Raw genomic sequence first — 18,331 nt, 5'->3', positions numbered from 1 at the left:
AGAACTCCTCAGCGAGCACGCAGGGTGCGGACGGTCAGGGGTGCGAAGACGGCGGCGATCGCGAGCGAGGCCACCACCGACCACCCGACGTCGGCGCCGATGACGCCGTCCTCGGCGAGCCCGCGCACCGCGGACACCAGGTAGGACACCGGGTTGTAGTCGGAGACGTAGCGCAGCCACGTCGGCATCGCCGACTCGGGCACCAGCGCGTTGGACGCGAAACTCAGGAAGGTGAGCACCAACATCGACATACCCTGCACCGCGGCGGGCCGTGAGACCGTGACGCCGATGAACGCGAACAACCAGCTGATCGCGGTGGTGGCCGCGACGACCAGCACCGCACCGGCGAGGAAGCCGACCGGATGATCCGGCCGATAACCCATCGCGAACCCCACGATCACCACCGTGGTCGCGGCGATGACATATCGTGTCGCCCCGGCCAGCAGGGCGCCGGCGACAGGAGCGGACCGGGCGATCGGCATGGCCACGAACCGATCGAAGACCCCGGACCGGATGTCCTCGGACAGTTGCACTCCGGTGGCGACCGACGACGTGAGCACGATCTGCACCAGCACGCCGGGAATCAGAATCGGCAGGTAGGCCTGCGTGCTGCCCGCGATGGCGGTGCCGAAGATGCTGCCGAACAGCAAGGGTCCGACAATGGGCAACAGCAGCGCGTCGTAGAGCAACTGTGGGCTGTGCCGGAAGGTGAGCAGCCCTCGCCACGCCATCATCAGCGACTGCCACAGCGAGGCGCGCAGGCTGACCTGGGTGATCCGGGGGCGGCGGTCGATCCTCGGCGGCGTGGCGGGCTCGACGGTGATCTCGGCGATGGTGGCGGTCATGGTGGCCTCGGTCTTTCGGATCAGGCGGCGACGCGGTCGGTGCCGGTCAGTGCGAGGAAGACCTCGTTGAGATCGGGACGGTCGACGGCGAACCCGCGCAGTGCGATACCCGCGGCGCGGCAGGCGGCGACGATATCGGCGGCGATGCCCGCGTCGGTCAGGGCGACGGTGAGCGTGCCCGCCGACGACCCTTCGGGTACCTCGCCGGTGAGCGCGAGGACGAGGGCTCGAGCGTTGGCGGACTGAGCCGGATCGGTGAGTTCCAGGCGCAACACCTGATCGCCGATGGAGGACTTCAGCTCGGCGGCGGTGCCCTCGGCGACGATCGCCCCCCGGTCGATGACCGCGATCCGGTCGGCCAGCGCGTCGGCCTCCTCGAGGTACTGCGTGGTGAGCAGGACGGTCGCGCCCCGGGCGACCAGACGCCGGATCACGCCCCACATCTTGTCGCGGGTGTGCGGGTCGAGACCGGTGGTCGGCTCGTCGAGGAAGATCAGCGGGGGATCGGTGAGCAGCGTCGCCGCCAGATCGAGCCGCCTGCGCATCCCGCCGGAGAACTGGTTCACCGGCCGGTCGATGACCTTCGCCAGCTCGAACTCGTCGAGAAGCTCGGCGCCACGGCGCGCGGCATCACGGCGGGAGAGCCCGAGCAGGCGCCCGAACAGCCGCAAATTCTCTCCAGCGGTAAGGGTTTCGTCGACCGACGCGTACTGTCCGGTGAGCCCGATCATCGAGCGCACGGCGGTCGCGTCGCGCGCGATGTCGTAGCCGAAGATCTCGGCGTGGCCGCGGTCGGGGCGGACCAGCGTCGCGAGCATGCGAACGGTGGTGGTCTTGCCCGCGCCATTGGGACCGAGTAGCGCGAACACGGTGCCCGCCGCGATGGTGAGGTCGACGCTGCCTACGGCGGTGAAATCGCCGTAGGACTTGCCGAGACCGGTGGTGCGGATGGCGATATCGGTGGTCACAGGTGCCTCCCGGCGGATCGGAGCAGTTCGGTGGCGTCCGGCGAACCCCGCAGCGCCTCGATGGCATCGGCGGCGCGTTCGACACCGTCGGTGGCGAAACCGGCGGCATAGGACGCCGTGCGCAGCGCCACCTCGGGACGCGAGACCTGATCGAGCAGTGCGTGCAGGCGGTCGGCGGTCAGCTTCTTCGCGGGAATCGTGGCGGCGAGGCCGAGTCGTCGCAACGTGTGACCCCAGTAGGGCTGATCCGCCTGGACCGAGCAGATCACCTGCGGCACACCCGCTCTCAGCGCGGCCGCCGTCGTTCCGGCGCCGCCGTGGTGCACGGCCGCGACACAACGAGGCAGTACCCGAGCATGATCGACCTGGTCGACGATCGCGACGGTGTCCTCGAATCCCGGACCGATCGTCGCCCAGCCCGACGCGAGCAGCAGCCGACGACCTCGCCGGGCGCACACCGCGCGCAGGGTCGCGACGAACGCGGCCGGATCGCCGACATCCATGGAGCCGAATCCGGCGTAGATCGGCGCCGATCCCTCGTCCAGCCACGAATCCAGCGTCGATGACGGTGTCCGAGGCTCGAAAATGGCTGTGCCATCAGTTGATTCGCACGTGATTCCAGCGATCGGACCGCTGAACGAAAGCCGATCGCGGGTGTCGTTCGCGTAGGGCTCGAAACCTTGTGTACCGGTGAGGAATCCGTTCGAATCGACCGGAAATCCGACGAACGGCCCCGGCAACTGCTTGTCGACACCAGGAAACAGCCGGGGGTCGTAGGCCTGAATTCGCACGCTCGCCGCACTGGGTCCGGTGGCGGCGGGGAGGACCGGGGCGAGGGCAGCGGCTCGTGCGCGGGCCAGCATCGACCACCCCCCTCGGTGTACGAAGCCGGGCAGGTGGCGGGCCCAGCGGACCGGCGCGACAGGTACCGCGCTGTTCGGCTGGATCGGGAAGAAGTGCACGGCCGCGAACGGCAGCCCGAGCGCCAGCGCCACCGATTCGGCCACCTCCTCGCCCGCCATTCCCGCCACGACCAGATCGTGTCCGGGTGCCAGCGCGCGCAGGTCCGCCAACTGCTCTGGCACCCCACGCCGTTGCAGATCGAACAGTGCCCGCAGCCGGGCGCGGGGATCGCGATCGGCGAAGCGGCGGTCGGTGCGCTGCGCAGCCAGGAGGTCGGCGCTGTCGCGGCCGAACGGCACCGCGGGTACCCCGTGGTCATGGGCGAAGGCGACGAGGTTCGGCGCGAGCGCCAAGGTCACGTCGTGGCCGCGCGCACGCAGCGCGTGAGCCAGCAGGATGCCGGGTTGGGCATCTCCTCGGCTGCCGGTGAAGGCCAACAGTGGGCGCATCCGTTCATCCCGCCTGCACGGCGACGCGCAGCGTATCGGTGCGCAGTGCGCGTGCGTCGGCAGGCATCGATCTATCCGCCGCGACCGGCGACGACGGTTCGCCCTGCTCCTCGACCACCGCGCCCGGAGAAACCGCTGCGAAAGGTTGCGCGGCGCGACCCGCGTCGACAACCGCATCCGCGTGCACGGCGGTGGTGATCGACGACAGCGCGTGGCCGAAAGCGGTCAGGAACTCGTCCATGACCTCGGCGGGGAACCCGGCGGGATACCGGGTCGACACGTACAGACCGTCGGCCGCCCGCACGACCCACAGGAACACCTCATCGGGGGAGTACGACTCCGCGCGCAAGGTTCTTCCACGCAGGTCAGCGACCAGTTCGTAGCCGGGCAGCACGCGGATGTCGAGGAAGGAGATGCCGAATCGCGGCGTCTCGTCGACGTCGAGCAGATCGAGCACACGGGACCAGGAGGCGTCGTTGGCGGTGCGCGAACGACGCAGTGCGGCCCGTGCCAGATCCATGGCCGCGCCGATGCCGGTATCGGGGGTCAGCGCGATGTCGACCGGGACCACATTGACGAACCAGCCCATCGACTCCAGCCAGCGCAGGTCGGGGCGGGTCGCGATGGGCATCGCGGTCCGCATGCGGTCCGCGCCGAATCGGCGCTGATGGGCGACCGCCAGCGCGGCGAACACCGCGACCGACATCCGGTGCCGTACCTGCTCGAGGACCGCTTCGACCTGTTCGAGCGCGGTGAGATCGAGCAGTCGCCGCGAAACGCTGGGCTGGGGTAGGTCCGCGCGGGCGGGCCGCTGGGCCTGTGGGGCGAAGCGAGGCATGGCGCCGTCGGCGAGGAACTCGCGCCAGATCGCGACCGCCGGGGAGTTCCGATCCAGTTCGGCCGCGCACGCCCGCTCCAGGACGGCGAAGTCGGCCGCGCTGGCGAAGGTCACCGACTCGCGCGAGGCGTCGCCCGCCATGACCTCGCGGTAGAGCGTGCGCAGTTCGAGGATCAGGATGGCCTGGGAGTACGCGTCCATCACGGAGTGATCGGCGGCGACGAGCACCGTGAAGTCGCCGGTCTCGGCGTGCTCGACCGTGGCGGCCAGGCAGTGCGGCCAGACCAGCGGTGACAGGCGCTGTTCGAGCGTCGCGCTGAGGAACTCGTTGATCCGGGCGCCGTCGGTGAGTCCGGTGACCGGCTGCTGGGCGATCTCGACGGCGGTGGACGCGGCGATCAACCTGCGCGGTTCGCCCGGCGACGCGGTGGTCACCGTGGTGCGCAAACCCTCGTGCCTGACATGCCAGCGCCGCAGCGTCTCACGCCACGCGGAACCGTCGAGCGGGGCGTCCATCTCGAAGACGGTGCCGATCCAGCGGCCGCGGCCGGGCAGCGGGTCGGTGGGATCGACGCCGGCGCAGTAGCCGGCGTGGACGCTGGTGAGCGGGCGATCGTCGGGCTGCCACGCGTCGGTGGCGAGCTCGGGCGTCCACATCGACAAATTCCCTGAACGGATTTCGAATTCGGACAGGTGGGTGTATTCCATGGCCGGTTCACCTCGTGACGAATGCATGCCGAAGCGGCGGAGAGTGGAGTGTGAGGGGAACACCGCATTGTGTCACCTGATGCGTCGAACTTCGGCGGTGAAAACATTTCCGTGAAGCCTCGGCGAGATAGAGCGTATCTGTGATTGCGCTGTGGACAAGACGGTGATGGGCATCACGGTTTAGCTGAACAAAATTCTGTCGCCTGTGCGTTTTGGTGATTGTGTTACGGATTTACCTGTACCGCATCGCAGTTGGAATAGTCCGCGATCGGGTACGTGATTGTCTGTGGATATTTTGTTCATTCCGGATGGGAAGATTTCTGTAGGGACCGTCACATCGGTGGTGGTCGGCTGTTCACGTGCGTTTCCCTGGTGTTCACTCAACGCGAATTCGTCGGCGCCGTTCGTTATCGGGCAGTTCGAATGGTCATCGGAGACCATCGCAGTTGCTGTCATCTGTTCGTTATCACAACGTTGCGCACTCGATGCCGGTTGCTATGGTGAACGCGCGAAGTGTTCGTTCGGATGTGAAGGAAGACAATGGGAAGCACTGCCCTCGACATCATGGCGTTGGTCCTCAACCGCGTCACCGAGTTCTGGAACTGGATGGCGACCGGATCGTCGGGATTCCCGCCGCTGTGATCGGCTGACATCACCTGGTGTCCGTGAAACCCCTGGGGGCCGTTGGCCTTCGGGGGTTTCGGCATTCACGCGGATGCGAGTCGGCCGTAGGGTGGGCTGATGACAACGGTGGGGACGCGCGCGGCCGTACAGGTGCCGCGGTGGTGGTCGGTGGCGATGTGGGCCACCACGGGGGCCGCGGTGATGGCGATCGCGGTGATGGTCGTCGTCGATGCCACGCGCATCGACGTGCTGTGGTGGGCCCTGGCGGTCGTGATATTGCTGGCCGGTGGGCTGTCCTGGATGATCCTGGCGCCGATCGGGTGTGCTCGGTACCGAGAGTTCCGGGCCGTCGTCGTCGCCCCGGTGGTGGTGATCCTCGGGGTGGCCCTGGTGTGGTTCGGGGTGCCGGACAAAGTGGCGTGGTGGCTATCGGCCGACGCGATGACCGAGGCCGCGCGGGACTGCCGCGAATCCGCCGGCGCGTGGTTCGGGGTGATCCGGACCGACACGGTGAGATCCGGTGACGGCGGGTGCCAGTTCGCTCTCGATGACATGGCGATTATCGGCGGTCTTGCCTACTTCGCGCCGGGGACCCCACCGCCCGATCACGGCGGTCAGGGGTATCAGCCCGTCTATACGCCCTACGACGGGAATTGGTATCTGTTCGCGGTGACGATGCACGATCACCCGTGACCTCGGGCGCCGAGTGTCCGATTCGTGTCGGACCCCGGCGTTACCGTTGTCGCACAACCCGAGTCGAGGGAGGGTGGCGATGGCCGAGAAGACGCGTGAACGTGCGCAGCACCCAGAGGATCTGAGCAGGCTGGTGGTCGAGCGATTGAACGCCGGTGATGTGGACGGCCTCGTCGAGTTGTACGAGTCCGACGCGGTGCTCGCGCTGCCGGACGGGGTCGTCGCGACCGGCGTGGACGAGATACGGGCGGCGTACGCGCGCCTGGTCGCCGACCGGCCGGTGTTCCAGCCCGGGCACCAGGCCCCTGCCCTGCTCGCGGGCGATCTGGCGCTGACATCGTCACGTCTGCCCGGGGGAACCGGCGCGACGGTGGAGGTGGCGCGCAGACAGTCCGACGGCAGCTGGCGCTGGATTCTCGATCAGCCGAACGCGCCGTGGGTGGTCAGCGAACCGGCAGCCCGGACGAACATAGCCGGATGATCAGTTCGGGTTGAGCCCGGTCGCGAAGACGACCACGACCTTGTCGTCGGTCACCTCGCTGACCCGCACATCGGTGCCGTTGCTGGCCTGCGACTGGCCGACCGGCACCGTGATCTGCTGCCCGCCGACGCTCAGGGTGACCAGGTCACCGTTCACCGCGACGAGTTCGGCGTCGATCCCGAGGATCGACGCCTTGGCGCTCACGCCGCGGTCGAAGGTGACGGTGCACCCGCTCACGCTGCATTCGGAGGTGGTGCCGGGCCCGGTCATGGTGCACGCGGTGACGGCGAGGGGAAGCAGGAGGGCGAACGCGGAGAGCGTGATCAGCCGTCGAACAGGCATGGCTGTCAGTGTAGTGCGTCGAAGACGCAACGGAACGGTCTCGCCAGGTTGCCCGCCGGTCACGCCGGGAATACCGTCGCTGTGAGGTAGCTGGCATCGCAGCATCGGTGCCGATCGTGTCGGGCGGAGCACCGGTCAGCCGGATGTTCACTCGGGGGTCGGCCGAGATCGGGAGGTGGCGCACGATGGTCGCGAGCGAAATGACGGTTGCCAGTCGCTGGTGGTGGCGTCCGGGATGGACGCCGGGTCGGTCGTTCTACAACTGGCAGATCGCACCGACCCAGCCGGTCGCCGACAAACTGGTCGAGATCTTCGCGCCCACGTTGTCCCGCCTGCCCGGGCTCGAACAGGTCGACGCCGCCCGGCTGCGGATCGGCGTACAGGGCATCGGGTTCGCCGACGGGGTCAAGGGGGTGCACCTGGCGGCCTTGGTGTCGGGTGCCCGCGACCTGCTCGCCGAGCTCTCGCCGTTCCAGCTCGCGGTCGGACCGCCCGAGGTCACCACCGACTCGATCCGGCTGCCGGTCACCGTGTCGGAGGAACTGCTGCGGGTGCGCGCGGACCTGACCGACGCGCTCACCGCGGTGTGGATCCGCGAGCGGATCCCCGATTACGGCGACCCATTGCGCCCCTACCTGGAGTTGGCCCACGCGACCCACCCGACACCGGTGCACGAGATTCGCACCGCGCTCGCCGAGGACGGGTTCACCGACTTCGCCCTCGACGACACCGTCTCGGCGGTCTCGATGGTCGAATTGCAGTGCGAGGACGGGCGCTACGGCTGGACCGACGTCAGCACCGCCGACCTGCTGCGTGAACCCGACCCGGTCGTCGAAGGCAGCGTATTCGACGACCCGCTGTTCGGCCCGCTGCGGCAGTAGCCGGTGTCCGCGCTCAGGAGCCGAGCCGGGGCGGCGGCGCGCCGTGCGGGAGCCGCGGTCCCACCGCGAGCTGGGCGCCGGCGGTGCGCCCGTGGCCCCAACCGAGCTTCTGCCGGTACCGACCGATGTGCTCGGTCGGTACCGTCGCCTCCGGTGGCAGCGCGGTGACGTCGGGCGCGACGTAGAGCGCGTCGGTCGGGCAGTACGCCTCGCACATGAAACAGGTCTGGCAATCGGATTGCCGAGCGATAACCGGAATCCCGCCCTCGACGCGGTCGAAGACGTTGGTGGGGCAGGCGCTCACGCATTTGTCGCAGCCGATGCAGTCCTGCGCGCGCAGCAGTTCGATCACGACGCCACCGCCAGACCCGAGTTGCGGGCGTCCGCCGGATCGACCCACGGCCGGTCGAGCCCACCCGAGTGCAGGTGGTGATGCTGCGTCGCGTCGAGGTCGGGGTGGTCGGCGCGTTTGCTCATGCCGCGAGTCTCGGTGCGCGCCAACGCGGATCGGTACATGAGGCGCCCGACCGCGGTGATCGCCGCCGCCTGCCGGGCCCTGACCCGCTCGTCGCCGGTAGCACCGGCCAGACCGGCCGACGCGGCATCCCACAGTTCGTCGAGCCGCGCGAGGGCGGGGCGCAGCCGATCACCGTGACGCAGGTAGTTCTTCTCGAACGGGATCAGCTCGTCCTGCGCGGCCGCGACGACTTCCGACGCGGTCACCGACGGTGCGCCGGTGGGGCGCAACCCGACCGACCCGATGCCGTGCACCGCGCCGGTGGACCGGCCGGCGGTCCTGGCATGGTCGGCCGCGCCCGCGCCCGCCCAGCTGCCCGACGACATCGCCCACGCCGCGTTGTGGCTACCGCCGCCGGTAAAACCACCACAGATACGTTCGCGGGTGGCCGCGTCCCCCGCGACGTAGAGACCTGCAACCGTGGTGGCGCAGTCGTCGTCGACCACGTCGAGGCCGCCGGTGCCGCGCACCGTGCCCTCGGCGAGCAGGTCGATCTCGAATCGGTCGGTGAACGGATCGATGCCGCGCCGGTCGAACTGCAGGAAGAAGTTCGGCTGACCGACCCGCATCTGCGCCTGCACGGTCTCGTCCGCACGATCCAGTTGAGCGAACACTCTCTCCTGCAACAGGGTTCGGGCGATCACCGAGCGGCCCTTCGTCGACCCGGCCTCCTCGAGCACCCGGCCGTCCTCGCCGAAGAAGGTGGCATAGCCGTAGTAGGCGGTCTTGGTGATGGTGGAACCTTTGGGCACGATGCCGTAGGCGTTGGAGAACTCCATGCCGGAGAATCGCGCGCCCGCCTCGGCGGCCATCAACGCGCCGTCACCGGTGTCGACGTTGGTGCCCAGCGCGCGCGAGAGGAACGCGCAACCACCGGTCGCGAGCACGACCGCCCCCGCGGTGATCCGGTAGTCCCGGTCGAGCTGTCGCTGATAGCCCGCCGCGCCGCGCACCGCGCCCGCGTCGTCGACCAGCAGTTCCAGCGCGGGGGAGTGATCGTGGACCTGCACGCCGAGCCGGGTGAGCCACGCTCGCATCCGGCGCATGTACTCCGGTCCTTGCACACCTGTCCGCAATTGCGCGCCGGTGGCCGGATCCACGGGAAACGGGTAGCGGCCCTCGACAGCGAGCCGGTTCATGTTGACGTAGGTCTGGTCGAGGACGCGATCCATCCAGTAGTGGTCGGCGAGGTAGCCACCGAGGGCCTCCCTGCTCGCTTTCGCGTTGGCACGGGCTTGCGCCTCGGGCGCGACGTACCAGACGCCGGTCCCGGAAGGCGCTGTGGCGCCGCTGGTTCCGCAGTATCCCTTGTCGACCAGGATCACCTCGGCGCCTGCCTCGCGGGCGTGGATCGCGGCCCAGGCTGCCGCCGGACCGCCGCCGATGACGAGCACATCGGTTGCGGTGTGCCACGGTTGGGTCATGTGTGCTCCTGTGTGTCGCGTAGGGAGGTAGTGGCCACCGACGGCCGGGGGATGCGGCGCCCGCCGCGAAAGGGCGGGCGCCGCATCGGGTTCTCAGGCGCCGGTGAACTTCGCGCCGGCGATCGGGGTGGAGGACCGGCCGTCGACGCCGACGGGGATGTCGCCCTCGAGGGTGGTGCGGTAGAGGACCCGGGTGACGTCGAGGTGGTCGAGGTCGCTGGGGGCCAGATGCGCGGTGGCGCGGTTGTCCCAGAACGCGATGCTGCCCTTGGTCCAGCGGAAGCGGACGGTGTAGGCGGGATGGGAGATCTCGTCGAAGAGCAGTTGCAACAGGGCATCGCTCTGCGGCGGGGTGAGCCCCAGGATCCTGGTGGTGAAGCCGGGGTTGACGAACAGCACGCGCTCACCGGTCACCGGGTGGACGCGCACGACGGGGTGTTCGGTCACCAGCGGCGCGGCGGCGATCTTGCGGGCGTATTCGCTGCCTGCCTCCCACGGCGGGATCCGGCCGCCGAAGCGATGTTCGGCGCGCAGGCCGTCGAGGAAGGTGCGCAGCGATTCCGGCAGGCCGGCGTAGGCCGCGGCAAGGTTTGTCCACTGGGTGTCGCCGCCGGTCTCCGGCGCGATCTCGGCCCGCAGGATCGAGGCCGCGGGCGGGTTGATCAGCGGCGAGACATCGGTGTGCCACTGGTTGGTGTAGCTGAACTTCTTGCGGCCGAACTTCTTCTCGTAGAGGCGACTGTCGACCGCCAGGATCTCCGGGTGCTCGGTGGGCGCGTCGTCGTCGTAGGGATGCGACGGGGTGACGGCGCCGAAACGACGGGAGAACGCGATCTGTTCGGTGTGTCCGATCTGCTGATCGCGGAAGAACAGCACCTTGTGGCGATGCAGCGCCGCGGTGAGCTCGTCGACCTGGGCGGCGGCGAGTTCCTCACGCAGGTCTACGCCGGTCACCTCGGCGCCGATGTGGCCCGCGACGGGGGTGATCTCGAGCGCGGTGACGACGCGGGGGCTTTCGATGGTGGTCATGTCGGTGGTCCTTCGGGAGAAGTCTGGTGCGGGGACGCGGGCGGGCTCACCCCGGACAGGCGCTGCTCACCACCCGCATGAACTCGATGTCGAGTCGGCGCGCTCGCATCAGGCGCTCACCCGTGAATCCTGTTCGGCGAATTGGCTTTCCACCGGGTCGAGGCCGTAATGGCCGCGCAGCGTGGTGGATTCGTAGTCGGTGCGGAACAGTCCGCGTTCCTGCAGGATCGGCACTACGCGGTCGACGAAATCCGCGAGGCCACCGGGCAGGTAGGGCGCCATGATGTTGAACCCGTCGGCCGCGCCCGCCTCGAACCAGCTCTGCAGCTCGTCGGCCACCTGTTCGGGGGTGCCTGCGAAGGTGCGGTGCCCGCGACCGCCGCCCAGCTTGCCGATGAGCTGGCGCACTGTGAGGTCCTCGTTCTCGGCCAGCTCCTTGACCAGTGTGAACCGGCTCTTGCCGCCCTCGATCTCGCTCTCGGCGGGCAGCGGTGGCAACGGCGCGTCCAGCGCATGCGCGGTGAGGTCGACGCCGAGCATCGAGGAGAGCTGGCGCAGGGCGTAATCGGGCGAGATCAGATCGGTGAACTCCTGCTCGAGCGCCCTGGCCTCCTCGACGGTGTCGGCGATGAACGGCACCAGACCCGGCAGCACCTTCAAGTCGTCTTGTGCGCGACCGTATTTCGCCAGGCGCGACTTGAGATCGCGGTAGAACCGCACGCCCTCGTCGAGGGTGCGCTGGGCGGTGAACACAGCTTCGGCACGGTGGGCGGCGAACTCCTTGCCCGATTCCGAGGATCCGGCCTGCACCAGCAGCGGCCTGCCCTGCGGTCCGCGCGGTGAGTTGAGCGGGCCGCGCACGCGGAAGCGCTCGCCGGCGTAGTCGAGGGTGTGGACCCGGGTCGGGTCGGCGAAGACGCCGGTCTCGGTGTCGAGCACGATCGCCTCGGCTTCCCAGCTGTCCCACAGCGCCAGCGCCACCTCGACGAACTCCTCGGCCCGTTCGTAGCGGCGGGCGTGCTCGGGAATCGCGTCGAGCCCGAAGTTGTAGGCCTCGTCGACATTGCCGGAGGTCACGATGTTCCACCCGGCGCGGCCGGCACTGATGTGGTCGAGCGAGGCGAACTTGCGCGCGAGATTGAACGGTTCGTTGTAGCTGGTCGACGCGGTGGCGATCAGGCCGATCCGCTCGGTGACCGCGGCGATCGCCGACAGCAGCGTGATCGGTTCGAACACTGTGAGGGTGTTGCGTTCGATCCGCGGTCCCACGGCGAGGTTGTCGGCGAAGAAGACCGAGTCGAGCTTGCCGCGTTCGGCGATGCGGGCCAGCTCCTGGAAGTGGCGCACGTCGAGCACACGCTGTTCGTCGGTGCGGGGATGGCGCCACGCGGCCTCGTGGTGACCGACGCCCATCAGGAAGGCGTTCAGGTGGAAAGTCTTGCGAGCCATGGTGATCTCCTGATCAGGCGTTGGTCGGTGAGGTGCGCCAGCGCGAGAGGCGGCGTTCCAGGGCGACGAGGGCGAAGTTGAAACCGAGACCGATCAGCGAGATCGCCACGATCCCCGCGTACATCTGCGGAATCTGGAAGTTCTGCTGCGCGGCGGTGATGAGATAGCCCAAACCGGCTCGCGCGCCGATCATCTCGGCGGCGATGAGGACCAGGATCGAGCCCGCCGCGGCCATCCGAATACCGGTGAAGATGGACGGGATCGCCGCAGGCAGGATCACCTTCTGGAACAACCGCAACGGTGAGAAGCCCAGCGATACCGCCGATTTCACCAGCAGCGGGTCGACGGTGCGGACACCGGTGATGGTGTTGAGCAGGATCGGGAAGAACGTGGCGTAGCCGATCAGCGCGATCTTCGACGTCTCGCCGATGCCGAGGATCAGCACGAACACCGGCAGCAGCGCGAGCGCGGCGGTGTTGCGGAACAGTTCGAGCACCGGATTGATGAAATCCGACACCGGCTTGTACCAGGCGATGGCGATACCGACCGGGACGGCGATCACCAGGGCGATGGAGAAGCCGGTGACCGACCGGGTCAGGCTCGCCGAGGTGTGTTCGGCCAGCTGACCGTTGCCCGCCAGCTCGACGAAGGCCTGGACCACCGTGGAGAACGGCGGCAGGAACACCTCGTCGACCAGGCCGAACCGGGGCGCCAGCTCCCACACGCCGAGTAGCAGGACGAAGGCGAGCAGCGGCTTGGCGACGCGAAGCGCGGCGCTGCCCGCCGAGCGGATCGTGCGGGCGAGCGCGGAGCGAGCGGCGGGCGGCGCGGTGGGTGTTCGCGCGGATGCGGCCGGTGCGGCGGGGGCCTCGACGGGACGGACGAGCAGGGGGACAGCGCTAGACATGGGCGGGACTCCTGTCGGTGGACGCGACCGCGTCGGCGGCCGTGCTGTCGTCGGCGGCGAGTTCCAGGCGCTGGGCCCGGCTCACCTCGCTGCGTAGTTCGGTCCAGATCCGATGGCGGTAGTCACGGAACTGTTCGCTGGAGCGGAGGTCGATATCGCCACCGCGCTCGATGTCGATGTCGATCACGGCCTTCACCCGGCCGGGGCGTGAGGTGAGCACCGCGACGCGCTGGCCCAGGTACACCGCTTCGTCGATGCCGTGGGTGATGAACAGGATGGTCTTGCCGGTGGCGCGCCAGATCCGCAGGAGTTCGTCCTGCAGCGACTCCCTGGTCTGCGCGTCGAGTGCGGCGAACGGCTCGTCCATCAGCAGCACTTCGGGGTCGAAGGCCAGGCTGCGGGCGATCGCCACCCGCTGCTTCATGCCGCCGGACAATTCGTGTGGGTATCGGTCACCGAAGCCGGCCAGGCCGACCAGTTCCAGGTAGTGCTCGGCGATCGCCTTGCGTTCTTTGCGTGCGATGCCTTTGGCTTCGAGGCCGAACTGGATGTTGGCGCGGGCGGTGCGCCACGGCAGCAGCGCGTATTGCTGGAACACCACGCCACGGTCCAGGCCCGGACCGGTGATCGGGGCGCCGTCGAGCAGGATCTGTCCGGAGCTGGGTTTGCTCAGTCCGCCGAGCAGATCGAGCAGCGTGGATTTGCCGGAGCCGCTGGGCCCGACCAGGACGAGGAACTCGCCCGCTTCGACCTCGATGGAGATGTCTTCGATCGCGGTGAACTTCTCGTCGGTGCCGCGCACGGGAAACTGCTTGCTCACCGAGCGCAGCGCGAGTTTGGCTGGGGTGGCGGTCATTTCGCGGCCACCACCTCTCCGGTCGGACCGCTGGTCGGCTGGTAGGTGCCGTTGGCGTAAGGGTTGTCCTTGTTGGTGAACAGGTCCTTGGCGATGATCTTGCCCTTGGGCAGCTCACCGTTGCGCTCGAGCCAATCGATCCAGATCTGGATCTCCTTGTCCGCGATCACCGCTCCGGGCACCGGAATGCCGAGGCTGCGCCAGTAGTCGAGCAGCTTGAGATTCTCGTTGCGTCCGCGCTTGTTGATGATCTCGGTGAACTTCGCGACGACCTCGTCGCGCGGCGTGAGTTGCAGCCACCGGGTCGCCCGTGCGGTGCCCTGCACGAAGTCCTTGACGGCCTCGGGGTTCTGGGCGATGTAGTCCTTGCGGAAAACGTAAGTGCCGTAATCGAATTCACCGAAGATTCCGGTGTCGGTGAACAGCGGGTGCAGGCCGCCGCGGCCGACCGCGGTCTCGCGGTACACGCTGTTGAGCGCGCCGACGTCGATCTGACCGCTGCGCAGCGCCTCCTCGGTGTTCACCGGCGGCACCACGATCAGCTGGACCTGCTTGATCTCGGCCTCGCTGAGCCCCTGCTGGTGCAGCCATTCGCGGGTGACGAATTCGTGGTGCGCGCCGAGGGTGTTGACGCCGACCTTCTTGCCGATCAGGTCACGGGCACTGGTGATAGGGGAGTCGTCGCGCACGAAATAGCCGGTGAACGACTTGGCATCGGAGCCGTAGGAGCTCAGCACCGCCTGGACCGGCGCACCACCCGCGGCGAGCTTGACCACCGCGCCGTTGAACGCGCTGCCGAATTCGACCTGTTTGGTGGCGGCCGCCTGGATATTGGCCGGGCCGCTGGTGGTGTCGCCCTCCCACTGAAAGCTGATCTTGGTGAAGTAGCCCAGGTTGTCAGCGAGCTCGAACGGCGTGACCTGTCCGGTCTGTCCCTGGTAACGCAGGACGGTTTTGCCGTCGGCGGTCGTCGGCGCATCGGTGCCGCCGCACGCGGTGAGGACCGCGAGGACGGCGGGGGCGACGAGCGCGGCGGCGAGCGCACGCAGCGGACGTCGTCGGAAGGTAGTGGACAGCATGGTTCGCGAATTCTTTCGACGGCGTGGCGGAGCACGCGGCGGGCCACAACGGGCCACGCCGCGACGATCCGCACACGAAGGGGACGGATTGAACGGGTGGGTATGAGAGAAGGCGGAGTTCGACGACGGAAGAATGTCGCCGCTATTTCAGCTGCGACAGAATCCGGGGGACAGGCGCATCAAGTCCACCGTACGACGGCGGACGAGCGCGGGGGATTCGATCATGATGTGACTTTCGTGAAAGGGATCGGCGTTGGGAACGCCGCCTCGATTCAATAATGCGTCAACAGATAATATCTCGGCAATACTGTTTCCACATCGTGAAAATCATGGTGCGTCGAATCCCTCACCTGCGGCTGCGGTATGGAAATAGGGGCCGATGCGCACCGCGATCTGGTGAATGGCGGGCAGTACGGCGCGAACCAGATCGCGATCGAGGCGCACCGCGCGCGCCTGCACCCCGATCGCGCCCCACACCTGGCGATCCGGCCCGAGCACCGGAACGGCGATCGCGCGGATCGGTTCGTCGCTGTCGATCTCCTCGGTGGCGAACCCGCGGCGGCGGATGGTGTCGAACAGTTCGCTGTTGCCGCGGTCGAGTCCCGCCGTGGTGTGCGCGAGCAATGCATGGCCGACGGCGCTGGTGCTCAACGGTCTGCGCTCCCGCGGAATCTGGTTGTGACAGAAGTGGATCGGGGGTCGAGCCTGGAAGACTGTGAGGGCCTCGTCGGCATCGGCGACACTGAGGCTGACGGTGATCTTGATGCCCGCGGCCAGTGCGTACAGGTGCGGCGCCGCGTCGTCGAGTCCCAGGCGCGACAGCGCGGGACGGGCCAGGCAGGCCAGCCCGTGCCCGATCCGGTAGCGGTCGGTCGCCGGGTCCTGCTCCAGCAGCCTGCCGCGCACCAGTGCCTGCGCCAGCCGGAAGGTGGTACTCACCGGCAGCCCCGCCCGCTGCGCCAATTCGCTGAGCGACAATTCGGGGTCGCCGCCCTGAAAGCAGTTCAACACGTACACGGCACGGTCGACGGCTTGTGCGCCGGAACGGGGTGGTTCGGTCGCGGTCATGGCGGCCTCCTACTCGACGACGTGCCGAGAACTATCGCCATCGCGCTATCCAGGCGCAATGATTCGGCGCACGGGTGCGAGTAATTCGCGAGGCCTCGATCGAATCGGGCTGAGAACAAACCTGTCGATGCGCTGTGGTTGCGGGGAATCTGGAGCAAGCACGCGCGGCGGAGGGTCCGCGCCGAATCGTGTGCGGAGAACGAGGTTTTCGATGAGTAATTCCGAGCCGGGTGGCGCGGTACTTCCGGGCAGCGCGCGTAGCGCCGCGGTCTTCGACTCCATCGACCAGGCCGTCGGGCACACCCCGCTGGTCCGGTTGAACCGGATCGCCGACGGTATCGAGGCCACGGTGTACGTCAAGCTCGAATATCTCAATCCCGGTGGGAGCGTGAAGGATCGGGCGGCGCTGTTCATGCTCGACGCCGCCGAGGCCGCGGGGGAGCTGCGCCCGGGTGGGGTTGTCGTGGAGGCGACGTCGGGCAACACCGGCATCGGGTTGGCCGCGATCGCGGCGGCACGTGGCTATCGCACGGTGGTGGTCGTGCCGGACAAGTCCAGCCGCGACAAGATCGCGCTGCTGCGGGCCTACGGCGCCGAGGTGCACGTGACGCCCGGCGGCCGCCCGGTCGGGCACCCCGAGCACCTGCGCAGTGTCGGGTTGCGGTTGGCGCAGGAGATCCCCGGCGCGTGGTTCGCCGGCCAGTACGACAACCCGGCCAATCCGGCCGCGCACCGGGAAACCACCGGTCCCGAGATCTGGGCGCAGACCGGCGGCGCCGTCACCCACTACGTGGCGGGTATCGGCACGGGCGGAACCGTCAGCGGCGCAGGGGAATTCCTGAAGCAGGCCTCGGACGGGCGGGTCGTGATCGTCGGCGCCGATCCCGAGACCTCGGTGTACGGCGGCGGCGACGGTCGGGCCTGGTATGTCGAATCGGTGGGCCACTACCGGCATCCGGACACCGAACTCGACGAGTGGCCGCTGTCCTATCACACCGAGGTGATCGACCGGATCGAGCGGATCTCCGACGGGGAGTCGCTGCGGGTGCTGCACCGGTTGGCCAAGGAGGAAGGACTGCTGCTCGGTGGTTCCTCGGGCACGTCGATCGCCGCCGCGCTCCGGGTGGCTCGTTCGCTCGGGCCGACGGATGTGGTGGTGGTGATCGCGCCCGACTCCGGACGCGGATACCTGTCGAAGTACTTCGACGACGGGTGGCTCGGGCAGTTCGGTTTCCCGTTGCTCGCGGCGCACGGTGAGCCGACGGTCGGTTCGGCGCTCGGAGTGGTCGAGGGCGCCCGGTCGGTCGGGGTGGGTTCGTCGGTGCTCGCCGAGGCGCGGTTGCTCCCGTCGACGACGACCGTGTCGTCGGTGCGCGCGGAACTGGCCTCGCGTCGGTCGCTTCCGGTCGTCCTGGCCAGGCAGACCGCGGGACCGGTCGTGGTCGCCGAGGTGCTCGGGACCGCGACGCAGGCTCGGCTCGTCGGCGCCGCGGACGAGGATCCGGTCGGCGCACACCTGGATCCGCCGCCGGCGTTCGTCGGCACCACCGAGCCGGTGGGAGCCGCGATCACACGGCTCGCCGACTATCACGGTGAGGTGCTGATCGTGCACGAAGGCCGGGTGGTCGGCGGGGTCGACGCCGCGGCGTTCGTCGCCGCTGTCGCGCGCGCGGAGGCGCCATGAGGCGCACGAGAGGGGCCGTGCCCGAGACGGCGGCAGTGGCCTTCGTCCGGCGCCGACGTAGGTATCCGGCGGCCGACGCTTGCGCGGTGCGGTGATGGCGACGGTGGCGATGGGCAGCGGAGATTCCCGCTGGGGTGAACGCCGATGGTGGGACCGGGTCGCCCGGTGGACACCGAATCGGCCGCTGATTCCGCCTGTCGGCTCGCGGAACGAGCCAGGGGAGCGGAAACCGGAATGGGAGGACGCGCTCGCCGCTTCGGTGCTCGCGTGGACGGCCTTTCTGGGTGGATAACCCTGGCGAACCGGCCGCGCCGCGATCGGGCACGGTGCGCGGTCGGTGACCGACGACCCGTGGATCGCGCGCGACCGGCGATGAGCGCCGGTCAGGCGTCGGGTTCGTCGTCGGTCGGGCGCTGGGTGGCAGTGCCGGAAACGCGGATGACGCCTGCTTCGAGGTCCAAGTCGAGGTGGGGTTGGCCGTTGGAGTCGCCGCTGCCTTCGTTCTGCAGCTTCTTGCCTGGGAAGAGTTCGCCGATGATGCCCACGAGGTCCAGGATAGTCACGGTGGCGACCCGGGTCGCCGATG

General features: G+C 68.6%; 18 protein-coding genes. 4 read left to right on the top strand and 14 right to left on the bottom strand.

Features of this window, described 5'->3' with window-relative positions; genetic code table 11:
• Positions 1–8: 8 nt before the first annotated feature.
• The 4 genes from NA12_RS03895 to NA12_RS03880 are packed head-to-tail and all read right to left on the bottom strand — an operon-like array spanning position 9 to position 4,711.
• On the bottom strand, positions 9–845 hold the full coding sequence (locus tag NA12_RS03895; RefSeq protein WP_067445989.1) for an ABC transporter permease: 837 nt from the start codon (positions 843–845) through the stop codon (positions 9–11).
• Between the two features lie 20 nt (positions 846–865).
• Complete coding sequence (locus NA12_RS03890) at positions 866–1,813, bottom strand: ATP-binding cassette domain-containing protein (protein ID WP_067445988.1); 948 nt, start codon at positions 1,811–1,813, stop codon at positions 866–868.
• Positions 1,810–3,165: a glycosyltransferase gene (locus NA12_RS03885; protein ID WP_067445986.1), complete on the bottom strand. Its 1,356-nt coding sequence runs from the start codon at positions 3,163–3,165 to the stop codon at positions 1,810–1,812. The genes NA12_RS03890 and NA12_RS03885 overlap by 4 nt, the downstream gene beginning before the upstream one ends.
• Positions 3,166–3,169: 4 nt before the next feature.
• Entirely contained in the window at positions 3,170–4,711 is a 1,542-nt protein-coding gene (locus NA12_RS03880; RefSeq protein WP_067445984.1) for a condensation domain-containing protein, read from the bottom strand.
• Positions 4,712–5,452: 741 nt separating this feature from the next.
• Between NA12_RS03880 and NA12_RS03875 the strand changes: the two genes are divergently transcribed.
• Together NA12_RS03875 and NA12_RS03870 are read left to right on the top strand one after the other, a co-directional pair.
• Positions 5,453–6,028: a hypothetical protein gene (locus tag NA12_RS03875; RefSeq protein WP_132369856.1), complete on the top strand. Its 576-nt coding sequence runs from the start codon at positions 5,453–5,455 to the stop codon at positions 6,026–6,028.
• Positions 6,029–6,107: 79 nt separating this feature from the next.
• Complete coding sequence (locus NA12_RS03870) at positions 6,108–6,509, top strand: YybH family protein (RefSeq protein WP_067445981.1); 402 nt, start codon at positions 6,108–6,110, stop codon at positions 6,507–6,509.
• Here the strand turns inward: NA12_RS03870 and NA12_RS03865 are convergent, their stop codons facing one another.
• The gene (locus tag NA12_RS03865) at positions 6,510–6,851 is read right to left on the bottom strand and encodes a hypothetical protein (RefSeq protein WP_067445979.1); all 342 of its coding nucleotides are present in this window, start codon (positions 6,849–6,851) and stop codon (positions 6,510–6,512) included.
• Between the two features lie 185 nt (positions 6,852–7,036).
• Here NA12_RS03865 and NA12_RS03860 point away from each other — a divergent pair, with 185 nt between their 5' ends.
• Positions 7,037–7,732, top strand: a complete 696-nt coding sequence (locus NA12_RS03860; protein ID WP_132369855.1) for a 2'-5' RNA ligase family protein — start codon at positions 7,037–7,039, stop codon at positions 7,730–7,732.
• Between the two features lie 13 nt (positions 7,733–7,745).
• Here the strand turns inward: NA12_RS03860 and NA12_RS03855 are convergent, their stop codons facing one another.
• The 8 genes from NA12_RS03855 to NA12_RS03820 all read right to left on the bottom strand — a co-directional run bounded on the left by NA12_RS03855 (position 7,746) and on the right by NA12_RS03820 (position 16,061).
• A complete protein-coding gene (locus NA12_RS03855) occupies positions 7,746–8,084 on the bottom strand; it encodes a 4Fe-4S dicluster domain-containing protein (protein ID WP_067445975.1) in 339 nt (112 codons plus the stop codon).
• Positions 8,081–9,673, bottom strand: a complete 1,593-nt coding sequence (locus NA12_RS03850) for an FAD-dependent oxidoreductase (RefSeq protein WP_067445973.1) — start codon at positions 9,671–9,673, stop codon at positions 8,081–8,083. Before NA12_RS03850 ends, NA12_RS03855 begins: the two co-directional genes overlap by 4 nt.
• A 93-nt stretch (positions 9,674–9,766) precedes the next feature.
• Positions 9,767–10,702 carry a TauD/TfdA dioxygenase family protein gene (locus NA12_RS03845; protein ID WP_067445972.1) on the bottom strand — a complete coding sequence of 312 codons (936 nt, stop codon included), beginning with the start codon at positions 10,700–10,702 and terminating at the stop codon, positions 9,767–9,769.
• 108 nt (positions 10,703–10,810) lie between these two features.
• On the bottom strand, positions 10,811–12,151 hold the full coding sequence (locus NA12_RS03840; RefSeq protein WP_132369854.1) for an LLM class flavin-dependent oxidoreductase: 1,341 nt from the start codon (positions 12,149–12,151) through the stop codon (positions 10,811–10,813).
• A 13-nt stretch (positions 12,152–12,164) separates the two neighbouring features.
• Complete coding sequence (locus tag NA12_RS03835) at positions 12,165–13,058, bottom strand: ABC transporter permease (RefSeq protein ID WP_067445968.1); 894 nt, start codon at positions 13,056–13,058, stop codon at positions 12,165–12,167.
• A complete protein-coding gene (locus NA12_RS03830) occupies positions 13,051–13,914 on the bottom strand; it encodes an ABC transporter ATP-binding protein (protein ID WP_067445966.1) in 864 nt (287 codons plus the stop codon). Before NA12_RS03830 ends, NA12_RS03835 begins: the two co-directional genes overlap by 8 nt.
• Positions 13,911–14,993 (bottom strand): ABC transporter substrate-binding protein, encoded by a 1,083-nt coding sequence (locus tag NA12_RS03825; protein ID WP_067445964.1) that lies wholly within the window; start codon positions 14,991–14,993, stop codon positions 13,911–13,913. The genes NA12_RS03830 and NA12_RS03825 overlap by 4 nt, the downstream gene beginning before the upstream one ends.
• A gap of 327 nt (positions 14,994–15,320) precedes the next feature.
• On the bottom strand, positions 15,321–16,061 hold the full coding sequence (locus tag NA12_RS03820; protein ID WP_067445962.1) for an IclR family transcriptional regulator: 741 nt from the start codon (positions 16,059–16,061) through the stop codon (positions 15,321–15,323).
• Positions 16,062–16,272: 211 nt separating this feature from the next.
• On the opposite strand from NA12_RS03820, the gene NA12_RS03815 reads away from it, so the two are divergent.
• Entirely contained in the window at positions 16,273–17,745 is a 1,473-nt protein-coding gene (locus tag NA12_RS03815; RefSeq protein WP_067445961.1) for a PLP-dependent cysteine synthase family protein, read from the top strand.
• Positions 17,746–18,128: 383 nt separating this feature from the next.
• On the opposite strand, the gene NA12_RS34060 is transcribed toward NA12_RS03815, so the two are convergent.
• The gene (locus NA12_RS34060) at positions 18,129–18,290 is read right to left on the bottom strand and encodes a hypothetical protein (protein ID WP_165914802.1); all 162 of its coding nucleotides are present in this window, start codon (positions 18,288–18,290) and stop codon (positions 18,129–18,131) included.
• Positions 18,291–18,331: the final 41 nt, after the last annotated feature.

The organism is Nocardia alba NBRC 108234 (assembly GCF_001612665.1).
Lineage (GTDB): Bacteria > Actinomycetota > Actinomycetes > Mycobacteriales > Mycobacteriaceae > Nocardia > Nocardia alba.
The sequence above is the reverse complement of the archived record's forward strand: the minus strand, read 5'-3'. Positions and strand labels throughout refer to the sequence as shown.